General features: G+C 70.6%; 18 protein-coding genes. 10 read left to right on the top strand and 8 right to left on the bottom strand.

Annotated features, from left to right (window positions below; translation table 11 throughout):
• Positions 1 to 15: 15 nt before the first annotated feature.
• On the bottom strand, positions 16 to 834 hold the full coding sequence (locus L0984_RS09815; protein ID WP_234193502.1) for a carbon-nitrogen hydrolase family protein: 819 nt from the start codon (positions 832 to 834) through the stop codon (positions 16 to 18).
• Complete coding sequence (locus tag L0984_RS09810; protein WP_234193501.1) at positions 831 to 4880, bottom strand: YhdP family protein; 4050 nt, start codon at positions 4878 to 4880, stop codon at positions 831 to 833. Before L0984_RS09810 ends, L0984_RS09815 begins: the two co-directional genes overlap by 4 nt.
• A 127-nt stretch (positions 4881 to 5007) precedes the next feature.
• On the opposite strand from L0984_RS09810, the gene glnE reads away from it, so the two are divergent.
• A complete protein-coding gene (glnE, locus tag L0984_RS09805; RefSeq protein ID WP_234193500.1) occupies positions 5008 to 7743 on the top strand; it encodes a bifunctional [glutamate--ammonia ligase]-adenylyl-L-tyrosine phosphorylase/[glutamate--ammonia-ligase] adenylyltransferase in 2736 nt (911 codons plus the stop codon).
• Positions 7744 to 7750: 7 nt separating this feature from the next.
• A complete protein-coding gene (locus L0984_RS09800; protein WP_234193499.1) occupies positions 7751 to 8995 on the top strand; it encodes a septal ring lytic transglycosylase RlpA family protein in 1245 nt (414 codons plus the stop codon).
• 58 nt (positions 8996 to 9053) lie between these two features.
• On the opposite strand, the gene L0984_RS09795 is transcribed toward L0984_RS09800, so the two are convergent.
• On the bottom strand, positions 9054 to 9917 hold the full coding sequence (locus tag L0984_RS09795) for a ferritin-like domain-containing protein (protein WP_234193498.1): 864 nt from the start codon (positions 9915 to 9917) through the stop codon (positions 9054 to 9056).
• Positions 9918 to 10328: 411 nt separating this feature from the next.
• Positions 10329 to 10943 (bottom strand): glutathione S-transferase N-terminal domain-containing protein, encoded by a 615-nt coding sequence (locus tag L0984_RS09790; RefSeq protein ID WP_234193496.1) that lies wholly within the window; start codon positions 10941 to 10943, stop codon positions 10329 to 10331.
• Between the two features lie 115 nt (positions 10944 to 11058).
• Here L0984_RS09790 and purB point away from each other — a divergent pair, with 115 nt between their 5' ends.
• Together purB and L0984_RS09780 are read left to right on the top strand one after the other, a co-directional pair.
• Positions 11059 to 12453 carry an adenylosuccinate lyase gene (gene purB, locus L0984_RS09785; RefSeq protein ID WP_234193494.1) on the top strand — a complete coding sequence of 465 codons (1395 nt, stop codon included), beginning with the start codon at positions 11059 to 11061 and terminating at the stop codon, positions 12451 to 12453.
• Positions 12453 to 13013, top strand: coding sequence for a YaeQ family protein (locus L0984_RS09780; protein WP_234193493.1), 561 nt, complete (start codon positions 12453 to 12455; stop codon positions 13011 to 13013). Before purB ends, L0984_RS09780 begins: the two co-directional genes overlap by 1 nt.
• A gap of 47 nt (positions 13014 to 13060) precedes the next feature.
• Here the strand turns inward: L0984_RS09780 and L0984_RS09775 are convergent, their stop codons facing one another.
• Positions 13061 to 13366, bottom strand: coding sequence for a DUF2007 domain-containing protein (locus L0984_RS09775; protein ID WP_234193491.1), 306 nt, complete (start codon positions 13364 to 13366; stop codon positions 13061 to 13063).
• A gap of 18 nt (positions 13367 to 13384) precedes the next feature.
• Positions 13385 to 13861, bottom strand: a complete 477-nt coding sequence (locus L0984_RS09770; protein ID WP_017759568.1) for a DUF3717 domain-containing protein — start codon at positions 13859 to 13861, stop codon at positions 13385 to 13387.
• A gap of 396 nt (positions 13862 to 14257) precedes the next feature.
• On the opposite strand from L0984_RS09770, the gene L0984_RS09765 reads away from it, so the two are divergent.
• The 3 genes from L0984_RS09765 (at position 14258) to L0984_RS09755 (ending at position 15948) form a co-directional block, all read left to right on the top strand.
• Positions 14258 to 14983: a TerC family protein gene (locus L0984_RS09765; protein WP_017759569.1), complete on the top strand. Its 726-nt coding sequence runs from the start codon at positions 14258 to 14260 to the stop codon at positions 14981 to 14983.
• Positions 14984 to 15065: 82 nt separating this feature from the next.
• Positions 15066 to 15539, top strand: coding sequence for a hypothetical protein (locus tag L0984_RS09760; RefSeq protein ID WP_234193489.1), 474 nt, complete (start codon positions 15066 to 15068; stop codon positions 15537 to 15539).
• Between the two features lie 61 nt (positions 15540 to 15600).
• On the top strand, positions 15601 to 15948 hold the full coding sequence (locus L0984_RS09755) for a phage holin family protein (protein ID WP_234193488.1): 348 nt from the start codon (positions 15601 to 15603) through the stop codon (positions 15946 to 15948).
• A 50-nt stretch (positions 15949 to 15998) separates the two neighbouring features.
• On the opposite strand, the gene L0984_RS09750 is transcribed toward L0984_RS09755, so the two are convergent.
• Positions 15999 to 17606, bottom strand: coding sequence for a M48 family metalloprotease (locus L0984_RS09750; RefSeq protein WP_370645919.1), 1608 nt, complete (start codon positions 17604 to 17606; stop codon positions 15999 to 16001).
• A gap of 92 nt (positions 17607 to 17698) precedes the next feature.
• Here L0984_RS09750 and moaC point away from each other — a divergent pair, with 92 nt between their 5' ends.
• Positions 17699 to 18181: a cyclic pyranopterin monophosphate synthase MoaC gene (moaC, locus tag L0984_RS09745; RefSeq protein WP_234193487.1), complete on the top strand. Its 483-nt coding sequence runs from the start codon at positions 17699 to 17701 to the stop codon at positions 18179 to 18181.
• Between the two features lie 154 nt (positions 18182 to 18335).
• Here moaC and L0984_RS09740 read toward each other — a convergent pair whose 3' ends face one another.
• The gene (locus L0984_RS09740; protein WP_234193485.1) at positions 18336 to 19244 is read right to left on the bottom strand and encodes a LysR family transcriptional regulator; all 909 of its coding nucleotides are present in this window, start codon (positions 19242 to 19244) and stop codon (positions 18336 to 18338) included.
• A gap of 108 nt (positions 19245 to 19352) precedes the next feature.
• Here L0984_RS09740 and L0984_RS09735 point away from each other — a divergent pair, with 108 nt between their 5' ends.
• Together L0984_RS09735 and metH are read left to right on the top strand one after the other, a co-directional pair.
• Entirely contained in the window at positions 19353 to 19793 is a 441-nt protein-coding gene (locus tag L0984_RS09735) for a PACE efflux transporter (protein ID WP_234193484.1), read from the top strand.
• Positions 19794 to 20065: 272 nt separating this feature from the next.
• Entirely contained in the window at positions 20066 to 22783 is a 2718-nt protein-coding gene (metH, locus tag L0984_RS09730; protein ID WP_234193743.1) for a methionine synthase, read from the top strand.
• Positions 22784 to 22911: the final 128 nt, after the last annotated feature.

Below are 22911 nucleotides of genomic sequence, written 5' to 3'. Positions count from 1 at the left end.
GACGAAGGGCCCGGCTCACAGCACGCGGTGGCCCAGCGCCGGCAGCTGTTCGCGGCAGGCGGCCAGGCGCGCGATGTCCAGCTCGGCGATCACCACGCCTTCGCCGTCCTCGCGGCGTTCGGCCAGCAACTGGCCCCAGGGTTCGGCCACCAGCGTCTGGCCCCAGGTGCGCCGGCCGTTCTCGTGCCGGCCGCCCTGGGCCGGCGCGGCGACGAAGGCGAGGTTCTCGACCGCGCGGGCGCGCAGCAGCAGCTCCCAGTGGGCCTGGCCGGTGGTGTGGGTGAAGGCGGCGGGCACCAGCAGCAGCTCGGCGCCCTTGGCCGACAGCTGGCGGTACAGCTCCGGAAAGCGCAGGTCGTAGCAGACCGAGAGGCCCACCTTCCAGCGGTGGCCGTCGCGCGAGGGCAGCTCGAACAGCGTCGGCGTGCCGCCGGGTGCGATCACGCGCGACTCGTCGTAGCGCTCGCGGCCGTTGTCGAAGCAGAAGAGATGGATCTTGTCGTAGCGCGCCACGCATTCGCCCGTGGGCGCATAGGCGAGCGAGGTGTTGAACACATGGGCCTCGTCCGCCGCCTGCAGGGGCAGCGTGCCGCCCACGATCCACAGGCCGAACTCGCGGGCGCAGGCCGCCAGGAAGTCCTGCACGGGCCCCCGGCCCGGTGCTTCGCGCAGCGGCAGCTTGTCGGTGTCGCGGTGGCCCATGAGGCAGAAATATTCGGGCAGCGCGGCCAGTTCGGCGCCGGCCTCGGCGGCCTGGGCGAGCAGGGCGCGGGCCCGCGCGAGGTTGTCCTCGCGCACGGGGCCCGAGACCATCTGGATGGCGGCGATCTTCATGGTTTGGCTTCGTTGTCGGTGGCGGTGCCGGGGCCGGGTTGTGCTGCGGCGCGCGGCACCTTGACCACGCGCGGATCGGTCCAGGTGCCGTCGATCAGGAACTCCTGCGTGGTGGCGGCCACCAGCGGGCGGCTCAGCACCATCTGCGCCAGGAAGGTGCCCAGGCCCACCGCCGGGTTGATGGCCGTGGCCACCAGCGCGGCCGTGCCGGCGTTGATCTCGGGGATCACCACCACGCGCAGCTGCTGCGTCTCGTGCGCGATGTCGGCCGAGCCGTCCATGAAGACGGCGGCGTTCACGCCCTTCATCTGCAGGTTGTTGGTGCTGGCGATGCCGTTGGCGATGCGCGCGTCGCCGCGGATCTGGTCGAAGGCGAAGCCGGCGCTGAACAGGTCGCGGAAGTCCAGCGTCAGCCGGCGCGGCAGCGCCTGCAGGTTGATCACGCCCAGCAGCTTGGCGATGCCGGGCTCGGCCTTGAGGAACTGGCCGCTGGTGACGTCCAGGTGCAGGTTGCCGCCCAACGAGGCCAGGTCCAGGTCGAAGGGCGAGCCCTGCCAATGGACGTCGCCGCCCAGCCGGCCCTTGCCGGAGGCCAGCACGCCCGGCATGCCGAAGCGGCCGAGCAGCGCGCCGGCATCCTGCATGTCGAGCGTGAAGTCCAGCGTCATGTGGCGCTTGGCGCCCGTGGAGGTGGGCGGTGCCCAGCGGCCCTTGGCGTCCAGGCGCGCCTCGGGCAGCGTGAAAGCCAGCTTGTCGAGACGCCATTCACGCCGGCCGCTCTCGGCCGCCTGCGTGGCGGCCACGACCTCGGCCCGGCCCAGGTGGCGGCCCAGCAGTTCCAGGTCGTCCACCACCACGTCCAGCGCCGGCAGGTCCTCGGGCGGTGCGGTGTCGAGCAGCGATTCGACCTGCTCGCGCGACTCGCCCGGCGCGATGCGCAGATAGGCCAGCCGCGCCTTCACCTGGGCGGGCGCCTGGTTGCGGTATTCGACGGTGCCGCTCAGCTCGCGGGCCTGCACCTTGGCCTTGTAGAGATTGCCGTCGATGGTGCCGTCCACGCTCAGGTCGTGCAGCGTGCGGCCGGCCACCTGCAGGCGGCCGGCCTGCAGCGCGACGCGGTTCGGCAGCCAGGGCGAAGCGGCCACGGCCTGGGCGGTGCCCGGCGGCGCGGGCGTGGCCGGGGCGGCCGGCGCCTTCTGCGTCGCCAGGGCGCGCCAGGCGTCCACGTCGATGTCGTCCAGGTGGATCTGCGCCAGCACGCCGCTGGCGGGCAGCGTCTTCGAGCCTGCCACGGCCGTGCCGACACGCAGCGCGCCGCGCACCACGGTGGGCTGGGGCGCGTCGAGCTCGCGCACGTACTCGGCCGAGGCCACGTCGCCCAGGCGCACGTCGATGGTCTCGGTGCGGCCGCGGCGCACTTCCTCGGCCTGGCGCAGGCCGAGGCGAAGCGGGCGCGTCGCTTCGGCAGACTTGCCCAGGGGCGCCGGCAGGTCCATGCCCAGGCCCTGCAGGCTGCTTTCGAACTGGAAGTCGGGGACGCCGTTCTGCAGCTGCAGGCTGGCCGTGTAGCTGCTGCCGCCCTGCAGCCGGCCGGCCAGACCGTTGAGTTCGGGCTGGCCTTCCACCGTGCGCAGGCCTTCGGCCGTGAACTGGCCCTGGGCCTTGAGCGCAAGCGGCTTGGCGCTGCCGCCGTAGCCGCCCTGGCCTTCGATGCGGATGGGGCCGCCGGCCAGCTGGGCCTGCACGCCGGCCAGCGAGAAGCCGCTGTCGGTGAACTGGAGGGTGCCCTTGACCTGCGTGAAGGGTGGCGAATTCGGCACCAGCCGCACGTCGTTGCCCGGCAGGGCGACGCTGGCCTTGACTTGCGTCTGCGCCATCTGCGTGAGCGGCATGTCCATGTCGAAGCGGTAGTCGGCGTTGCCGCTGGCCTGGATGCCCCCGATGAAGCTGCGGGCGTCGCCGGTGAGCGGGGCGCCCTGGCGCAGCAGGTCGGCCACCGGGCCGCGGGCCTGCAACTGCAGCAGCAGCCGGGGCGCATGGGCGAGGTCGGGAATGCGGGCCTCGCCCTTGACCAGCTCGATGGAGGGCGCCCCCGCCATGCGGCCCCGGGCGTTCAGCACCTGCATCGTCTGCCGGTCGAACACCAGTTCGCCCGACAGGCCGGTGACGACCGGCCAGGTTGCATGGCCCGCGGGCACCTGCGGCACGTAGTTGAAGTGCACGTCCTGCACCTGGGCCGTGATGCGGAAGGCGTCCTGCGGCGCCGCCGAAGGCACATGGTGCAGGTCGCCGCGGATGCGGAACTGCACGTCGCTGGCGCGGCCCTTGACCACGGCGTCGCGCACGTAATGGCGCGTCTCGGCCGGGATGCCCAGTGGCAGGTAGCGGTGCACGCGGGTGCCGTCGGCGCGGGTGAGCTGGGCCGTGAGATCGAGCACGCCCGGAAAGCGGCCCTGCCCGGCGGGCGCGGGCTGCCCGGTGTGCCAGCGGATCTGCGCGCTGCCTTCCGCGTCGGCATTGGCCAGGCGCAGGTCGGGCAGCCGCACGTCGATGTCCTCGTCCTTGCGGGTCCAGTGCACGGTGGTGTCGAGCCGGTCGACCGGCACCGACGGTTCCTCGAACACGCCCGGCACGTCGACCGCGCCGTTGCGGATCGCCACCCGGGCGGTGCCGCCGGCCTGGTTCAGGTCGACCTCGGCGTCCAGGCCACGCACGCCAGGCGAACCCAGGTGGTGGCCATCGGGCGTGGCGTTGCGACCGTCCGCGGCCACCGCCAGGCCTTTCACACGCAGCTTGGCCTGGTAGCGCGTGGGCGAATCGGCCGGGCCCTGCCAGCTGCCCTCGATGTGTTCGAGCAGGCCGCGCGGCGCCCGCACCGCGAGCAGGCGCCGCACCTGGGTGCCGATGGGTAGCCGGTCGGCAATGAGGGCCATCGCGCCCAGGTCGAGCTGGTCCGCCCGCAGGGCGCCGCTCTCGGGTGTGCGGCCGTTGGCCGGGTGCGTGCGCAGCCAGAAGTTGCCGCCGGGCCAGCGCTGTCCGTCGCCGGTGGCGAACTGCAGGTTCTGGGTCGAGAACTCGAACAGCTGGTCGGTGGCGCGTACCGCCAGGCGCCCGGTCAGGTCGCGCAGTTGCAGCGGCTCGAGCTGGGCCCCGAGCACGGCGTCGATGCGCGACAGGGCCAGGTCGGCCGCGCCGCCCACGGCCCGGCCGGATTCGACGTCGATCCAGGCCCGCACGGCGCCTTCGCCCTCGCGGATGCGGGCGTCGAGCTTGACGTACTGGCCCAGCCGGGTGACGTCGATGGCGGGCAAGTCGGCATAGAGCTGGCCGCTCCAGTCGCGCCAGTCGCCGCTGCGCAGGCTCAGCAGCGGCTGGCGGAAGCGGCCGTTGATGGAGAAGCGCCGCCCCCAGCCTTCGGGCGGCGTGGCGTCCAGCCGCATCGCGTGGCTGCGCACGCCATTGCGCACCACGAAGCGCACGTCTGCCAACGTGAGCGTGGGCGCATCGCGTGTCTCATCGGTCCAGCGCACCGTGCCATGCTCGACCACCACTTCGCGCTGCGAGAAGAGCCAGTCGGCGCCCGGGCTGTCGTCCTTGCGGTCGTCGGGATTGAGCACCACGCCGGCGATGCGCAGCCGGCCGTCGGCATCGCGCCGCACGTCGAGCTCGGGCCGCTCGATGTAGAGCTGCTCGAAGCCGCGGTGCCACAGCGAGCGCGGCGACACGCTGGCCACCACGCGCGCCAGCCGCAACGCCTCGCCGCGGCCAGGGTCTTCCAGCACGACGTCGTGCAGCTCGATGGTCGGAAACAGGCTCCTGGAGTACGCCTCCAGCGAGCCGATGCGAACGGGTACCCCTGCGAGACGGCTGGCTTGCGCCTCCAGCGCGCCGCGCCACTCGCCGATCCGCGGCACAATCCACGCGTGTAGGACGACGACGCACAGGCCGACGAGCAACCAGCCGGCCACCACCAGGGCCAGCAGCCAGCGTGCTGCGGCAGCTGCGATCCTGAGCAGACGTGGAGGAGATGGCGTCGTGACATTCATGAAGGATCGCGCTGTGTCGGAAATTATGACCGGCCGCCCCTGGCCCGGTTCCGAGCCGGCCGGCGGAGAAGGCCCCTCAAACCGTCCGATTTCGGAGCATGCGCAGTCGGCTGTCTCGTCGGCCGCCATGCCGCCCTCGCGAGGGCTTTCATCGGGCTCTCGTTTCGTGCAGCGGCTGCGCCGGCGCTACGCCGACGAACTGGCGCTGCTGCCCCCCGGGGCGCCCCGCCGCCTCCATATGGAGAGCGCGTTCGCCGCATTGCGCGCGGCCGGCCGGCCCACGGGCGATGCGCTGCGCATCGTGCGCCAGCTGGTCATGGAGCGCCTGATCGCCCGCGACTGCGATGAGCGCGCGCCCCTTGAGGAAGTGCTGCAGGCCGTCACCGAGCTGGCCGAGTTCGCGCTCGACACCGCCTGCCGCGAGGCCTGCGCCGAACTCGACATGGTGCACGGCGCGCCGCGCACCGCCGACGGCCAGCGGGCCCAGCTGTGGATCGTGGGCATGGGCAAGCTGGGCGCGCGCGAGCTCAACGTCTCCAGCGACATCGACCTCATCTACCTGTACGACCAGGACGGCGACACCGCCGGCGACGCCCAGGGCCGCGGCAGCATCGCCAACCAGGATTACTTCGGCCGCGCGGTCAAGCGCATCTACCAGCTGGTGGGCGACACCACCGAGCACGGCTTCGTCTTCCGCGTCGACCTGGCGCTGCGGCCCAACGGCAACTCGGGGCCCAGCGTGGTCTCGCTCGATGCGCTGGAGGAGTACTTCCAGGTCCAGGGCCGCGAATGGGAGCGCTTCGCCTGGCTCAAGAGCCGCGTGGTGGCGCCGACGGCCGCCATCGAATCGGGCAGCGCCCAGGCCCTGCGCGGCGTGGTGCTGCCCTTCGTCTTCCGCCGCTACCTGGACTACAGCGTGTTCGACGCGCTGCGTTCGCTGCACCGCCAGATCCGCGAGCAGGCCATGCGCCGCAGCGCCGGCCGGCCCGAGCGGGCCAACGACGTCAAGCTCTCGCGCGGCGGCATCCGCGAGATCGAATTCATCGTCCAGCTGCTGCAGGTGGTGCGCGGCGGGCAATTTCCCGAGCTGCGCACCCGGCCCACGCTGGACGCCCTGCAGCGCCTGGCGCGCGCCGGCCTCATGCCCCAGGCCACCGCCGACGAGCTGGACCGCGCCTACCGCTTCCTGCGTCAGGTGGAGCACCGCATCCAGTACCTGGACGACCAGCAGACCCACATGCTGCCCGTGGCGGACGACGACCTGCGCTGGATCTCCGCCACGCTGGACTTTCCGGACTGCTGCGCCTTCCTCGAAAAGCTGGACACCTACCGCGAGTTCGTCGCGCAGGAATTCGACACCCTGCTCGGCGGCGAAAAGCGCTGCAGCGGCGGCAGCTGCCAGCGCGGCGGCGCCGGCCAGCGTGCGGCGCCACAGGACCTGGGCGAACTGCTGGCCAGCCTCCCCGCGCCCTTCGCCGAGCGCGTGCGCCATTGGGCAGACAACCCGCGCATCGCCGCCCTGCGCGACGAGGCCCGCGCGCGGCTGCGGCAACTGGTGATCCGCACCGGCCGCTGGCTGGAGGAGGCCGAGGCCTCGACCGCGGGCGACCGTTGTGCCCATCCGGTCGACGCCGCCCTGCGCTGGGCCGACTGGATCGAGCCGCTGCTGCGCCGCGAAAGCTACCTGGCGCTGCTGGTCGAGCGCCCCGGCGTGCACGAGCGCCTGCTGCGCCTGCTGGGCGCGGCCAAGTGGCCGGCGCGCTACCTGCTGCAGCACCCCGGCGTGATCGACGAACTCGCCAGCCCCGACATGCTGGCCGCTCGCTTCTCGGCCCTGGAATTCGAGGGCGAACTGGATGCGCGCCACCGCTCGCTCTCGCGCACCGGCGAGGCCGACGAGGAGGCGCTGATGAACCTGCTGCGCCGCGCCCACCATGCCGAGGTCTTTCGCATCCTGGCGCGCGACCTCGAAGGCCGGCTGACGGTCGAGCAGGTGGCCGACGACCTGAGCGCCCTGGCCGACACCGTGCTGGCCATCACCGCGCGCTGGTGCTGGCCGCATGTGCGCAACCGCCATCGCGAGCTGCCGCGCTTCGCCGTCATCGGCTACGGCAAGCTCGGCGGCAAGGAGCTGGGCTACGGCAGCGACCTGGACATCGTGTTCGTCTACGACGACGAGGACGAGCGGGCGCCTGAGGTCTACGCCGCCTACGTGCGCAAGCTCATCAACTGGCTGACCATCAAGACGCGCGAAGGCGACCTGTTCGAGATCGACACAGCGCTGCGGCCCAACGGCAACTCGGGCCTGCTGACCATCACCTTCGACGCCTACGAGAAATACCAGCTCGGCCGCGGCAGCAACACCGCCTGGACCTGGGAACACCAGGCCATGACACGCGCCCGCTATGTGCTGGGCAGCGCCGAACTCGGCGCGCGCTTCAACGAGGTGCGCCACGCCGTCATCGCCGCCCCGCGTGACCGCGCCGCGCTGCGCCAGGAGATCGTGGCCATGCGCGAGAAGGTGCGCGCGGCCCATCCGGTGCGCGCCGGCCGTTTCGACGTCAAGCACAGCGCGGGCGGCATGGTGGATGCCGAGTTCGCCGTGCAGTACCTGGTGCTGGCCCATTCCGGCGAGGTGCCGGCGTTGCTGGACAACGTGGGCAACATCGCGCTGCTTCAGCGTGCCGAGGCCGCCGGCCTGCTGCCGGCGGGCGTGGGCCATGCCGCCGGCGATGCCTACCGCGAGCTCCGCCGCCTGCAGCATCGCGCGCGCCTGGACGAGGCGCCCACGCAGGTGCCGCCCGAGCTGGCGGCCCGCGAGCGCGCCGCCATGCTGGCGCTGTGGGAGGCGGTCTTTGGCTGAGGCGGGCATGCGCGGCCACGCGCCCGTCGGCATGCCCTTGCGCTGGGCGACCTGGGCGGCGGCCTGCGCCGCCGCCGTGCTGGCCGGATGCGCCAGTGCGCCGCGCGACGGCCCGCCCCGCAATCCACCCGCGGGCCTGGCGCAGACGCCCGATGCCGAGCCCCGTGTCGAGCCCATCCGCGCCGAGGGCGGGACCAGCCGGCCCTACACCGTCGCTGGCCGCAGCTACACGCCGCTCACCGATGACCGGCCGCTGGTCGAGCGCGGTCTGGCCTCGTGGTACGGCCAGGGCTTCCATGCGCGCTCCACCGCCACCGGCGAGCCCTACGACATGTATGCCATGACGGCCGCCCATCGCACCATGCCGTTGCCCAGTTACGCGCGGGTGCGCAACCCGGCCAATGGGCGCGAGGTGATCGTGCGGGTGAACGACCGCGGCCCCTTCCGCGACGACCGCATCATCGACCTGAGCTACACGGCGGCGCTGCGGCTGGACCTGCTGCGCGGCGTGGCGCCGGTGGAGGTCGAGCGGCTGACCAACGAGGCGATCCGCACCGGCGCCTGGCGCCGGCCGTCGGACACGCAACTGGCGGCATCGCCTGCCTCGCCGGCTCGGGCCGAGGCCGTGCCCGTGCCGGCCGCCTGGGTGCAGCCGGTCGCGGCCGTGCCGTCGGGTGCAGCGGCGTCGCCTTCGGCGTCCGCACCCGTGCCGGTCTGGCGGCTGGCGCAGGCGTCCACGTCCGTGGCCAGCGATGCGGCGCCTGCGTCAGCGGCGCCCGAGCCGGCCACCGCCATTCCGCCCGCGGCGGCACTGCCCGCCGAGCCGCCGCCGCGTTTCCGCAACATGGAAGTCGCGCCCCTGGCGCCGATGACGCCAGCGCCTGTGCCGGCGCCCGCGGCGGCTGCGCCTGCCTCGCCGGCTGCACCGGCCGCAACGCTGCCTGGCTCGGCGGCCTCCGCTGGCGCATCGCCACCGTCCGCCGCAGGCGCGGCAGCGTCCGCCTCGTCAGCCATCGCTGCAGGCGTATGGATGCAACTCGGTGCCTTCCGCGAACGCGATGGGGCGCAGACGCTGCTGGCGCGCGTGGCCGCCTCCCAGCCCGAACTGGCGGGCCGCCTGCGCATCGTGGAAGAAGCGGGGGCGCACAAGGTGCAGGTCGGCCCCTATGCCACGCGCGACGCCGCGCAGGCGGCGGTCGGGCCCCTGCGCGGTGCGCTGGGCCTGTCGCCCTTCGCGGTGGAACGCCGCTGAAGGCCTGGCCCGGCGGCTTCCGCCTCGGGCCGATCCGGGCGCAGCGGCCGAGCGAGGCTCAGGTGCCCTGCGGGGCGGCGCCGGCCGGCGAGCCGAGCCGGCTCGTCAGCTCCTTGCGGTAGCGATTCAGGTCCTGCACCGTCTTGAAGCTGCGGTTGAACAGCAGTCCCAGGTTGTGCAGGATCCGCTCGCCCACCTTGCCTTCCCACGTGGCGTCGAAGCGGATCTGCTGGTCGAGCCAGTGCTCCAGCCAGTCCGGGTCGGGCATGCGGCTTTGCACCGTGTCGCGCGGGAAAAGGGTCTTGTTGACGTGCAGGTTGGTGGGGTGCAGCGCCTGGGCAGTACGGCGGGCGCTGGCCATCAGCACGCCGACCTTGGCGAAGGCCGCGCGGGCCTCGTCGCCGCACTTCTCGAGCGCACGGCGCATGTAGCGCAGGTAGGCGCCGCCGTGGCGCGCCTCGTCCTGCGAGAGCGTGGTGTAGATGTGCTTGATGACCGGCTCGCTGTGCCACTCGGCCGCGCGGCGGTACCAGTGGTTCAGCCGGATCTCGCCGCAGAAGTGCAGCATCAGCGTCTCCAGCGGCGGCGCGGGGTCGAAGTCGAAGCGCACCTGGTGGAGTTCTTCCTCGCTGGGCACGCAGTCGGGGCGGAAGCGCCGCAGGTACTCCATCAGCACCAGCGAATGCTTCTGCTCCTCGAAGAACCAGATGGACATGAAGGCGCTGAAGTCGCTGTCGTGCCGGTTGTCCCGAAGGAACATCTCGGTCGCCGGCAGCGCGGCCCATTCGGTGATGGCATTCATCTTGATGGTCTGCGCCTGTTCGTCCGAAAGGCGCGCGCCGTCGAAGTCCTGCCAGGGGATGTCGGTCGCCATGTCCCAGCGAACCGATTCGAGCTGCTTGAAGAGATCGGGGTAAAGCATGTCCGAAGGTCTGTGGGTGAGCCTTGCATTGTCCCGGTCACCCGGGCGCATTGGTGCCGTTGTCCGAGCCGCCGCGGGGTCTTCCGCCGTGCTGCGAAGACGGGCTTACGGAAATTTACAGACTCCCACGGGAACCATGGAAGTCCGCCTACGCTCCGAGAAAGGGTGAGCGCGGACCATGCGCTCAACGGTTTTCGATGCTGCGAGGTCTTCCGGATTCAGAGCCGGTCGAAGCATCCCGAGGCGACTCTTCTCCTCCTCCCTCCCTCCCTCCTTCGTGTCGGGATATCTCGCAGCATCTTTTTAACAATTGGCACCGGCGCCTTGTCGCGCCGCGATGCTGCCCCTCAAGGCGCGATTTCTCCATCGCGCCTTTTTATTTGCCGGTGGTGTATCGCCGGCGCGCGGCGCTCAGCGGGGGGCGGTGTCCTTGATGCTCGGTCGCTGGTGGAGCTTGTCGCACAGGCGGGCCAGCAAAGGATGTTCGGTGCGCCAGTCCAGCTCGGGAAAGCGGAAGCCGATCCAGTCCAGGGCGCAAACGACCGCGATGTCCGAGAGGCTCAGGTGGATGCCGCTGCAGAAAGGCTTGTCGCCCAGGCCCTTGGCCATGGCGGCGATGCCGGCCTCGACCTTGCCGCGCTGGCGGTCCATCCAGGCCTGGCTGCGCTCGCTGTCGGCGCGCTTGGGCCAGACGGCTTCCATGCGCCAGAGCACGCCGGCGTCCATCACGCCGTCGGCCAGGGCTTCCCAGGTCTTCACCTCGGCGCGCTCCCGGCCGGAGCCGGGGATGAGCTTGCCCACCGGCGACAGGGTGTCGAGGTACTCGACGATCACGCGCGAGTCGAACATGGCGTCGCCGCCGTCCATCACCAGGCAGGGCACCTTGCCCAGGGGGTTGGAGGTGGCGATGCTGGTGTCGTCGGCCCACACGTCTTCCTGCACGAACTCGTAGTCCAGGCGCTTCTCGGCCATGACGACGCGCACCTTACGCACGTAGGGGCTGGACGTCGATCCGATGAGTTTCATGCAGGCAGGATCCTCGAAAGTGGGCCAGGGGAGGCGGGGGCGCGGCGGATTCTAGAGGGAGCGCCGCCGGGCCGCCCCAGGCGCCTGCCGCCAAGGCGCCACCTACAATCCCGGGATGAGTTTCGCGCCCGTTTCCGCCCTTTCGCCCCTCGATGGCCGCTATGCCGGCAAGCTCGCGCCGCTGCGTCCGCTGATGAGCGAGCAGGGCTACATGCACCGCCGCGTCCAGGTCGAGGTGGCCTGGTTCATCGCCCTGTCCGATGCCGGTTTCGCCGAGTTCAAGCCGCTGACGCCGGGCGCCCGCAAGTACCTGATGGGCCTGGTCTCGCATTTCTCCGAAGCCGACGCGCTGGCGATCAAGGAGATCGAGAAGACCACCAACCACGACGTCAAGGCCGTGGAGTACTGGATCAAGTCCAAGTTCGAGGCCCGGCCCGAGCTGGAGTCCGCCGCCGAGTTCGTGCACTTCGCCTGCACCAGCGAGGACATCAACAACACCAGCCATGCGCTGCAGATCCAGGCCGCGCGCGACCAGGTGGTGCTGCCGGCGCTGGACGGCATCCTCGCCACGCTGCGCAAGATGGCCGGCGACTTCGCCGCCGTGCCCATGCTCAGCCGCACCCACGGCCAGACTGCCAGCCCGACCACCGTGGGCAAGGAGATCGCCAACGTCGCCGTGCGCCTGGCCAAGGCGCGCGAGCAGATCGCCGCGGTCAAGCTCATGGGCAAGATGAACGGCGCCGTGGGCAACTACAACGCCCACCTGGCCGCCTGGCCCGACTTCGACTGGGAGGCCTTCAGCCGCAAGGTCGTCGAGACCCCGGCGCCGCAGGGCCTGGGCCTTGTCTTCCAGCCCTTCAGCATCCAGATCGAGCCGCACGACTACATGGCCGAGCTGTTCGATGCGCTGGCGCGGGCCAACACCATCCTGGTCGACTTCTCGCGCGACGTCTGGGGCTACATCAGCCTGGGCTATTTCAAGCAGCGGCTCAAGGCGGGCGAGATCGGCTCGTCGACCATGCCGCACAAGGTCAACCCGATCGACTTCGAGAACGCCGAAGGCAACCTGGGCCTGGCCAACGCCCTGCTGCGCCACCTGTCGGAGAAGCTGCCCATCAGCCGCTGGCAGCGCGACCTGACCGATTCGACCGTGCTGCGCAACGTCGGCGTGGCCTTCGGCTATGCCGTGCTCGCCTACGCCAGCCTGGCCACCGGCCTGGGCAAGCTGGAGCTCAACGAGGCCGCCCTGGCCGAGGACCTGGACAGCAGCTGGGAAGTGCTGGCCGAGCCCATCCAGACCGTGATGCGCCGCTACGGCGTGGCCGGTGCCTACGAGAAGCTCAAGGAAGTGACCCGCGGCCAGGCGGTGACGGCCGAGGCGCTGCACGGGCTGATCCGCTCGCTCGAGATCCCCGAGGCCGAGAAGGAGCGCCTGCTCACCATGACGCCCGGCAGCTACACGGGCAAGGCGGCCGAACTGGCCCGACGCGTGGGCGGCGGCCAGGCCTGATGGCGCTCAAGTCCACCATCTTCAAGGCCAACCTGGCCGTGGCCGACATCGACCACGGCTACTACGCCGACCATGCGCTGACCCTGGCCCGCCACCCGAGCGAGACCGACGAGCGCATGATGATCCGCCTGGCGGCCCTGGCCCTGCAGGCGCACCAGCTGCAGGCGATGTGCGGCGGCGACGGCCAGCTGGCTTTCGGTGCCGGCCTGTCCGACCCGGACGAGCCCGATGTCTGGCTGCGCGACTTCACCGGCCGCACGCGGCTGTGGATCGAAGTGGGTCAGCCCGAGGACAAGCCGGTGACCAAGGCCTGCGGCAAGGCCGACCAGGTGGTTGTGTATGCCTTCGCCAGCTCCGCCGAGGTCTGGTGGCGCGGCATCGAGACCAAGCTGACCCGGCCGCAGAACCTGCAGGTGTGGCGCATTCCGACCGCGGCGTCCCAGCAACTGGCCGGGCTGGCCCAGCGCAGCATGCAATTGCAGGCGACGGTGCAGGAAGGCGTGCTGATGCTGGGCGATGGTGAGCGCTCCGTCGACATCGAGCCGCAAAGGCTGAAGTAGGTCCCCGCGCGGCTCCAGCGCCTTCGGTTCTGAGAGCCGCAGCGCACTCAGAGCCCCGGCATCGGCGCGCCGCAGTTCCAGCACTGCTCGAACCCGCCCTCCACGAACTCGCCGCAACGGCAGTGCCACTGGCGCTGCGGTGGCCGCTGCAGCGCGCCCAGCAGGCGCAGGGCGCGGCTGTGGTCGTCGTCGTGCTCGATCCACAGCTCCGGCAGGCACTGGTCCGGCGGCAGCTGGCCTGCGGCGGCGCCCAAGTACTCGCGCTGCACGCTCACCGACAGCCCCTGTGCCCGGAGGGCATCGGCCCACAGGGTGGCCAATGCCAGATTGGGGGCCTGGGCCAGGCGGCGCATGGGCGTGCGGGGATCCGCTCAGGGCGTCGGATCGCCGCCCGCTGGCGCGGCAGGGTCCGAGGGCGGCGGCTCGTCTGCGGCAGGCGCATCCGCCTCGCGCGCACGTTCGGCATAGCGGTTGAAGCGCCACGCCGTGTCCTGCATGGTGATGCGGCGCCAGGTCTGCCGCTTCTCGGCCGGGCTCATGGCCGGCCAGTGCTGCACCTCGTCGAAGCTGCGTCCGCAACCCTTGCATTCGTCATCGCCCTGGCTGGTCGAGCAGATGGCGATGCACGGCGTGTCGGGGGTGGTCTCATACCAGGCCGTCCACGCCGCCCAGGCCTTCGGCGGAAAGCCGAACTCGTCGGCCTCGTCTTCGCGGTGGAAGACCATCAGCGCATAGACCTCGGCCAGCGCGCGCACCTCGGGTGCCAGGCTGATGCCGTCGGGCGAGGGCTTCAGTCGCCGCCAGTGGTTGATGGCGGCCTCGATGTCGGTGATGTGGATGCCGGCCATGCAGGAGGAAACGTGGCGACCGCGACGGCCGGAATGCCGTCTCGATCGAAATGAGGGCGGGCGATCTTATCGCCATGGTTCCCGCCTTGCGCCTCGCAAGGGCGCTGTGTTCCAATCGCGCCGTTCGAAGGGGAGTAGCTCCCGGCCCGGCCCCACGCCGGCGCTGTCGGTCCTGTCGTCAGTACGAAGCGCAAGCTTCCGGCAGTTCCGGGTCCGGTATCCGCAAAGGAGCCGTTCCGAGCAAGACCTTTGATGAGCCCGCTTCGGGCTGATCAAGGCCGTCCTTCGGTTCCATGGTGCACCCCTCGGTGCACCTTCCTCGATCAGCCCGCAGCGGGCTGCCCTCCCCGGCAGGCGCCAGCCGCCTGCTCATCGGTCACAGGTATTGAGGAATCTATGGACTTTCTGACTTCTCCCGAGTTCTGGGTCGCACTCGGGCAGATCATCATCATCGACATCCTGCTGGGCGGCGACAACGCGGTCGTGATCGCGCTGGCCTGCCGCAAGCTGCCGCCCGCGCAGCGCACCAAGGGCATCATCTGGGGCACCGCCGGTGCCATCATCCTGCGGGTGGTGCTCATCGCCTTTGCGATGACGCTGCTGAACCTGCCCTTCCTGAAGCTGGTCGGCGCACTGCTGCTGGTGTGGATCGGCATCAAGCTGCTGGCGCCCGATGAAGAGGGCCACGGCGAAGTCGCGAGCAGCGACCGCCTGTTCGCCGCCATCAAGACCATCATCGTGGCCGACCTGGTGATGAGCGTGGACAACGTCATCGCGATCGCCGGCGCCGCCCAGAACGCGGGCGAGCACTCGCTGCTGCTGGTGGTGCTGGGCCTCGTGATCTCGATTCCGATCATCGTCTGGGGCAGCCAGCTGGTCATCAAGCTGATGGAGCGCTATCCGCTGATCATCACGCTGGGCGGCATGCTGCTGGGCTGGATCGCTGGTGGCATGCTGGTCACCGACCCCGTGCTGGCCAACCCCGACCGCTGGCAGTGGATGTTCAAGCTGCCGCAGACCGACGTGATCAGGTACGGTGCCCAGATTGCCGGTGCGCTGCTGGTGCTGGCCATCGGCAAGGCCGTGCTGGCCCGCCGCAGCAAGCAGGTGGCCGTGCACTGATCGCGCCCGAGGCCGGCTGAACCTTTTCGGTGGGCCGGCCTCCTTCTGTCATCCCCACTTTCCCGGCCCAAGGAGCCCCTCGATGGACAAGATCATCCTGTACGTGGACGACGCGGCCTATGCCGTGGAACACCTGGACCAGCTGGCGCCGGCCGCGCGGGGCCGGCACTGGATCGTGGTGGCCTGCGCACCGCGCATGACCCACCGCATCAGCAAGTGGGTGAGCCACAGCGCGCGCGAGAACTGGCGCGCCAAGTGGTTTGCCCGCGTGCAGGAGGCGCTGGCGCCGCTGCTGGCCCGCGAGGGTGCGCAGACGACCGCTGTGCTGGCCAAGGGGCCGCTGGTCGAGCTGACCCAGCGGCTGCATCTGGAGCACGGCGCCGCCCGCGTGGTGGATGCGCGCCGTCCCCGCATCGGCTCGGCCATGGAGCCCCTGGTGCCGGCGGCAGCGGATTCGGCGCCTCGCCGTCCGCTCGTTCCGGGCGCACGTGCGCTGCCGGGTGGCTTGGCAGGGCTCGCTGCCTTCCTGCTGCTGGCGCCCGGCCTGGCCGACTGAGCGGCGTGCCGGCCGGGCCGGCATGCGGCCCGTCGTCAGGTCCACCGGCTATGCTGGCGCCATGCGATTGATCCTCAAATGGGTGCTCAGCGCCTTGGCGCTGCTGATGGTCACCTACCTCTACGGCGGGGTGCAGATCTCGGGATTCGGCAGCGCGATGATCGCCGCGGCCGTGCTCGCACTGCTCAACGTCTTCGTGCGGCCCGTGCTGGTGATCCTGACCCTGCCGGTCACGCTGATCACGCTCGGGCTGTTCCTCTTCGTCGTCAATGCGCTCATCTTCTGGATGGCTTCTGGACTGCTGCCGGGCTTCCATGTCGACGGCTTCTGGGCGGCGCTGTTCGGCTCGCTGCTGTACTCGATCTTCGGCGTGATCATCGAGGCCGCCATCGGCGCCAGCCGCCGCTGAGGCCGCGGCACCGCTGATGTGCCACCCCGCCTGTTGGGCGGCTCGGCCGGCTACATCGGCTTCTCTTCCATCTGCTCGCGCGCGAGGCGTTCGATCTCGCGCGCACGCACGTCCACGATCGAGGCCTCGATGTGGTCGACGCGGCCACCCTTGGCGGTGGTCTCGCGCACGTAGTCCTGGGCGGCCCGGAAGCGGTCGCGCGCGGCCACGTAGTCCAGCTGGGCGACCTGCGCCTCGGCCTCGGCGCGGATGGCGCGCAGGGTGTCGCCTTCCACGTCGTACAGCCCGCCCAGCAGCCGCCACACGGTCGCGTCGCGCGGATGCGTGGCCACCCAGTCGCGCAGCACCGGCGCCGCCTCCGCGGCATGGGTGCGGGTCAGCAGCGCGGCCTGGCCGGCCATCAGCATCTCGCCCCGCGTCTTGGCGCGCACGTCGAGCAACGCGACGGCCGCGGGCGCATTGCCGGCGCCCATCTCGATCTCGGCCGCCAGCAGCCGCGCCAGCCGGGCCGGTTCGCCGGCCGTGCCGACCTGCGTGCGCAGCTTCTGCGCCAGGCTGCGCGCAGCGGGCAGATCGCGCAGTTCCCTGGCGGCCATGGCGCCTGCATAGAGGGTGCCGGCCGTGGCCGCACTGGCCGGTGCCGTGCTGCCCTGCGCGGCCTGCACCCACTGGCGCAGCAGGTCTACGCCCGGGCGGCCCAGTACGCGGGCACGGGCCGCGATCATGGCGTGCTCGGGGGTCAGGGCCACGGTCGGCGGGGGCGCCCCTTCGCGGAACTGCACGCGCGCCTGCATTTCGGTGATGCGCTCGCTGGTCAGCGGGTGGCTGCGCAGGTAGGGATAGCTGCCGTTGTCGTTCAGCCGCGAGGCGTACTGCAGCTTCTCGAACATGACGGCGGCGCCCTGCGGCGCGAAGCCGGCCTGGCTCATCACGCCGAAGCCGATGCGGTCGGCCTCGCGCTCCATGTCGCGCGAGAAGTCCAGCTGCTTCTGCATGGCCATGGCCTGGCCGCCGACCATCATGGCCGAGCCCAGGTCGCCCCCGCTGCGGCCGCTCTTGCTCATCGCCAGGCCGCCCAGCAGCATGGCCGCCAGCATCAGCGGCATCTGCCGGCTCTGCTGCGTGAGCATGCGGGAGATGTGCCGCTGCGTGACGTGGGTGAGTTCGTGGGCCAGCACCGAGGCGAGCTCGTCGCGGCTGCCGACGATGGCGATGAGCCCGGTGTTCACGCCCAGGTAGCCGCCTGGTAGCGCGAAGGCATTGATGCTGCGGTCGCGGCCGATCAGCAGCACCCAGGCGAAGCGTTCGTCCAGTTCCGGCGTGAGCTCGCCGCGCTGGCGGGCCGCGGCCAGCAGCGGCTGCCAGATGCCCTGGACGTAGTCGGCAAGCACCGGGTCGTCCACGAAGTCCGGGTCGCGGTAGAGCTCGCGGGCGATGCGGTCGCCCAGTTCGCGCTCGGTGCCGGTGCTCATTTCGGCGCCATCGCCCAGGCCGGGCAGCGGGCGGGCAGGCGTCAGGGTCTGGGCATGGAGGGGCACCGCAGCGAGCTGGGCGGCCGCCAGGGCCACGGCCAGCGCGACGCGCGCACCCCGCCGCGGTCGTCGCTGCCCAGGCAGCGAAGAGGTACCGCGCGCAGCGGCGGACGGCGGGGCAGGCATGTCGCGGAGGGTGGCAGAAGACGGCATCGGACGCGGCATCGGTGGCTTTTTCCGGCCCGTATGATGCGCCTCCCGCCGGATCGTTCAGCCTCATGTCCTCACCCCTCACCCATTTCGACGCTCAGGGCCAGGCCCACATGGTGGACGTGGCGGCCAAGCCCGCCACGCACCGCATCGCGATCGCACAAGGGCGCATCCGCATGCAGGCGGCCACGCTGGCGCTGGTCGAGTCGGGCACGGCCAAGAAGGGCGACGTGCTGGGCGTGGCGCGCATCGCCGGCATCCAGGCGGCCAAGAAGACCAGCGACCTGATCCCGCTGTGCCATCCGCTGGCCATCACCCGCGTGGCGGTCGAGTTCGCCACCGAGCCAGGCGCCGAGCCCGCCGTGCGCTGCCGCGCGACGGTCGAAACCGTGGGGCCGACGGGTGTGGAGATGGAAGCGCTCACCGCCGTGCAGGTGGCGCTGCTGACCATCTACGACATGTGCAAGGCGGCCGACCGCGGCATGGTGATCGACGGTGTGCAGGTGCTCGAGAAGCACGGCGGGAAGTCGGGCTCGTACATCGCGCGCTGACACCCCCCAGAGGCCTGGCAAAGCCAGTTCCTCGGGTGCCCTGGCACGGCCTGCTCCGACGCCGCTTGATCGTCAGCGCGCGGCCGTAGCAAGCGCAAGGCGTGGCTTCGCATTCGGAGTCCGAAGGGCCAGGACGGTGGGACGATGAGCGCCTTCAGCTTCCGTTGCGTTCCTCCTCGTCCGGCCGCTTGCGCCGCAGCGCCTCGATCACCTGCCGCGCGCCCAGCCCCAGCGGGCGCTCCTTGGACCAGACCACGTCCACCCACAGGTCCAGCCGGTTGCTGAGGTTCTCGAACGGGATCTCCACCAGTGCGCCCGCCGCCACATGCGGCTGCACGGAGGGCCTGGGCAACCAGCCCCAGCCCAGGCCGGCCGTCAGCAGGCTCAGCGCCGCCAGCGCGTTGTCGGTGCGCCAGGTGTGACGGGCGAACACGGTGCGCGGATCTCGCTGCGCCGGGTCGCGGCCGGCCACCACGATCTGGCGGGTGTCGATCAGGTGCTGCTCGCGCAGCCGGCCGCCGGCGGCGACCAGCACCGGATGGTCCGGCGCCATCACGGCGACCAGCGTCTCGGTCGCCACCTCCTGGAAGCCCTCGCGGCCATCGAGGCTGGGCCGCTCGAAGACCAGCGCGAGCTGCGCCCGGCCGCTGTGCAGCAGGGCCAGCGCATCGGCCTGCGGGGCCGCCAGCACTTCCACCTCCAGCGAGGGATGCGACTGCGCCAATGCGGCCAGCGGCTGGCTCCAGGGGCCGCTCAGCAGTTCGGGCGCGATGGCGAGCGTCAGCCGCTCCTCCAGCCCCTGCGTCAGGGCCAGCGCCTGCACCTCCAGCGCCTTGAGCTGGGCGGCGAGCAGACGGGCCTGCGGCTCCAGTGAGCGGGCGGCGGCGGTGGGGCGGGGCTCACGGCCGCTGCGGTCGAAGAGTTGCAGGTCCAGCTCGGCCTCGAGCTGGGCGATGCCCATGCTCACCGCCGAGGGCACGCGCCGCAGGGCGCGGGCGGCCGCCGAGAAGGAACCGTGGTCGAGCACCGCGAGGAAAAGGGCGACATCGTCGCTGTTGAGCATGCCGATCTTTCAGTGAATCTGAAAGAAGCTGACTTTATGTGTCAGTGCAGGAGAAATAAAGTGACACCGTCATCCAACGTGTTTCGAGCAGACAGAAAGAAGAAAGCCATGCAGGGCATCAAGCGCCGCGTCGTCTACATCAGCCTCTACGAAGGCATCGCCATCGTGGTGGCCAGCCTGGGGCTGGCCTGGATGTCGGGGCAGGGCGTGGGCCATTCCGGCGTGGTGGCGGTGATGGCATCGGCCATCGCGATCGCCTGGAACCTGCTGTTCAACACCCTGTTCGAGCGTTGGGAGGCGCGCCAGGCCAAGCGCGGCCGCAGCCTGGGCCGCCGGGTGGCGCATGCCATCGGCTTCGAGGGCGGGCTGGTGATGCTGCTGGTGCCCACCATCGCCTGGTGGCTGGAGATCAGCCTGTGGGAGGCGCTGGTGATGGATCTGGCGCTGGTGGTGTTCTTCCTGGTCTACACCTTCGTCTTCAACTGGGTGTTCGACGCGGTGTTCGGGCTGCCTGCCTCGGCGGCGGCACGGCCGGCCAGCGCCACCTGAGGGCCGCCGCGCTGCGCTGATGGAGGCCGGGGGCGCGCGCCGGTCTTTCGGGGTTATCCCGGGTCGCGCCCTATAAAATCCGCGCTCCCCGCGCAAGGAGCGTTGCAACGGCGGGCCCCGGCACACCACCTGCGGTGGCGCCCGAGCGGCCCGGACCGTGAGGCTTGGCGGGACCGGACGCCGGCCGCCAGGCGCCGGCTGCAACGACGCTCACCTGATTCCCGCCCCCAGGTGTGCCGTCCATGAATTCCTCCGCCCCTTCCGTTCCCCCCATGCTGCTGTCCGGCCTGGAGCCGGTCGTCATCGACGCGGGCACGCTGTTCGTCAACATCGGCGAGCGCACCAACGTCACGGGTTCCAAGGCCTTCGCCCGCATGATCCTCAACGGCCAGTTCGAGGAAGCGTTGGCCGTGGCCCGCCAGCAGGTCGAGAACGGTGCCCAGGTGATCGACATCAACATGGACGAGGCCATGCTCGATAGCAAGGCGGCCATGGTGCGCTTCCTGAACCTGATCGCGAGCGAGCCCGACATCGCGCGCGTGCCGATCATGGTGGACAGCTCCAAGTGGGAGGTGATCGAGGCCGGGCTGCGCTGCATCCAGGGCAAGGGCATCGTCAACTCCATCTCCATGAAGGAGGGCGTGGACAAGTTCAAGCACGAGGCGCGGCTGATCCGCCGCTACGGCGCCGCTGCCGTGGTGATGGCCTTCGACGAGCAGGGCCAGGCCGACACCTATGCCCGCAAGATCGAGATCTGCGAACGGGCCTACCGCGTGCTGGTGGACGAAGTGGGCTTTCCGCCCGAGGACATCATCTTCGACCCGAACATCTTCGCGGTGGCCACGGGCATCGAGGAGCACAACAACTACGCCGTCGACTTCATCGAGGCCACGCGCTGGATCAAGGCCAACCTGCCGGGCGCCAAGGTGTCGGGCGGCGTGTCGAACGTGAGCTTCAGCTTCCGCGGCAACGACCCGGTGCGCGAGGCGATCCACACCGTCTTCCTGTACCACGCCATCCAGGCGGGCATGGACATGGGCATCGTCAACGCCGGCATGGTGGGCGTGTACGACGACCTGGAACCCCAGCTGCGCGAGCGCGTGGAAGACGTGGTGCTCAACCGCCGCCCCGATGCCGGCGAGCGCCTGGTGGAGATCGCCGAGACCGCCCGCAGCGGCGCCAAGGACGAAAGCAAGAAGCTCGAATGGCGCGGCACGCCCGAACAGCCGAAGTCCGTGGACGAGCGCCTGGCCCACGCGCTGGTCCACGGCATCACCGACTTCATCGTCGAGGACACCGAAGAGGCCTACCAGGCCATCGTGGCCCAGCCGGGCGGCCGCCCGCTGCACGTCATCGAAGGTCCGCTGATGGATGGTATGAACATCGTGGGCGACCTGTTCGGTGCTGGCAAGATGTTCCTGCCGCAGGTGGTCAAGAGCGCGCGGGTGATGAAGCAGGCCGTGGCCCACCTCATTCCCTACATCGAGGAAGAGAAGAAGCGCGACGAGGCGGCGGGCCGCGATGTGCGCAGCAAGGGCAAGATCGTCATCGCCACCGTCAAGGGCGACGTGCACGACATCGGCAAGAACATCGTCACCGTCGTGCTCCAGTGCAACAACTTCGAGGTGGTGAACATGGGCGTGATGGTCCCGTGCCACGAGATCCTGGCCCGCGCCAAGGTCGAGGGCGCGGACATCGTGGGCCTGTCGGGCCTGATCACGCCCAGCCTCGAAGAGATGCAGTACGTGGCCGGCGAGATGCAGAAGGACGAGCACTTCCGCATGAGGAAGATCCCGCTGCTCATCGGTGGCGCCACCACCAGCCGGGTGCACACGGCCGTCAAGATCGCCCCGCATTACGAAGGCCCGGTGGTCTACGTGCCCGATGCCTCGCGCAGCGTGAGCGTGGCGCAGAGCCTGCTGTCGGAGCAGGCGGCGAACTACATCGCCGAGCTCAACGCCGACTACGACAAGGTGCGCCAGCAGCATGCCAACAAGAAGCAGGTGCCGCTGTGGCCCTTGCCCAAGGCGCGCGCCAACAAGACGCCCATCGACTGGACGGGCTACCAGCCGCCCAAGCCCAAGTTCATCGGCCGCCGCATGTTCCGCAACTACGACCTGGCGGACCTGGCGAAGTACATCGACTGGGGCCCCTTCTTCCAGACCTGGGACCTGGCCGGGCCCTTCCCGCAGATCCTCAAGGACGAGATCGTCGGCACCGAGGCCCAGCGCGTCTTCAGCGACGGCAAGCGCATGCTGCAGCGGCTGATCGAAGGCCGCTGGCTCACGGCCAATGCGGTGGTGGGCTTCTGGCCGGCCAACACCGAGCGCGACGACGACATCGTGCTGTATGCCGACGAGTCGCGCCAGACGCCGCTGCTCACCTGGTACGGCCTGCGCCAGCAGACCGAGAAGCAGGCGGTGGACGGCGTGATGCGGCCCAGCCGCTGCCTGGCCGACTTCGTGGCGCCGCGCGAATCGGGCGTGGCCGACTACGTGGGCGCCTTCGCCGTCACGGCGGGCATCGGCGCCGAGAAGCGCGAGAAGTACTTCCTCGACGACCTGGACGACTACTCCGCCATCATGTTCAAGGCCCTGGCCGACCGCCTGGCCGAGGCCTTTGCCGAGGCGCTGCATCACCGCGTGCGCCTGGACCTGTGGGGCTACGCGGCCGACGAGCAGCTGAGCAATGAGGAGATGATCAAGGAGCAGTACCGCGGCATCCGCCCGGCGCCGGGCTATCCGGCCTGCCCCGACCACAGCGTCAAGGGCCCGATGTTCGAGCTGCTGCAATGCGCCGAGATCGGCATGGGCCTGACCGATTCGCTGGCGATGACGCCAGCGGCCAGCGTCTCGGGCTTCTACCTGAGCCATCCCGACAGCACCTACTTCAACGTCGGCAAGATCGGGCACGACCAGCTGCAGGACCAGGCGGCGCGCCGCAAGCTGGCCGAGGCGGACCTGGAGCGGCTGCTGGCGCCGAACTTATGAACTCCCCCCCAAGCCGCTTCGCGGCTCCCCCCCTCTCTGGCGCCTTCGGCTTGGAGGGGGGGCACACCCTGCGGCCTGGCGAAGCCAGTTCAGCGGGTGCTCTGGCGAGGTCCGCCGAGCGGTGCCGC

The sequence above is a fragment of the Pseudacidovorax sp. NFM-22 genome, from assembly GCF_021401245.1.
Taxonomy (GTDB): Bacteria; Pseudomonadota; Gammaproteobacteria; order Burkholderiales; family Burkholderiaceae_C; genus Xenophilus.
The sequence above is the reverse complement of the archived record's forward strand: the minus strand, read 5'-3'. Positions and strand labels throughout refer to the sequence as shown.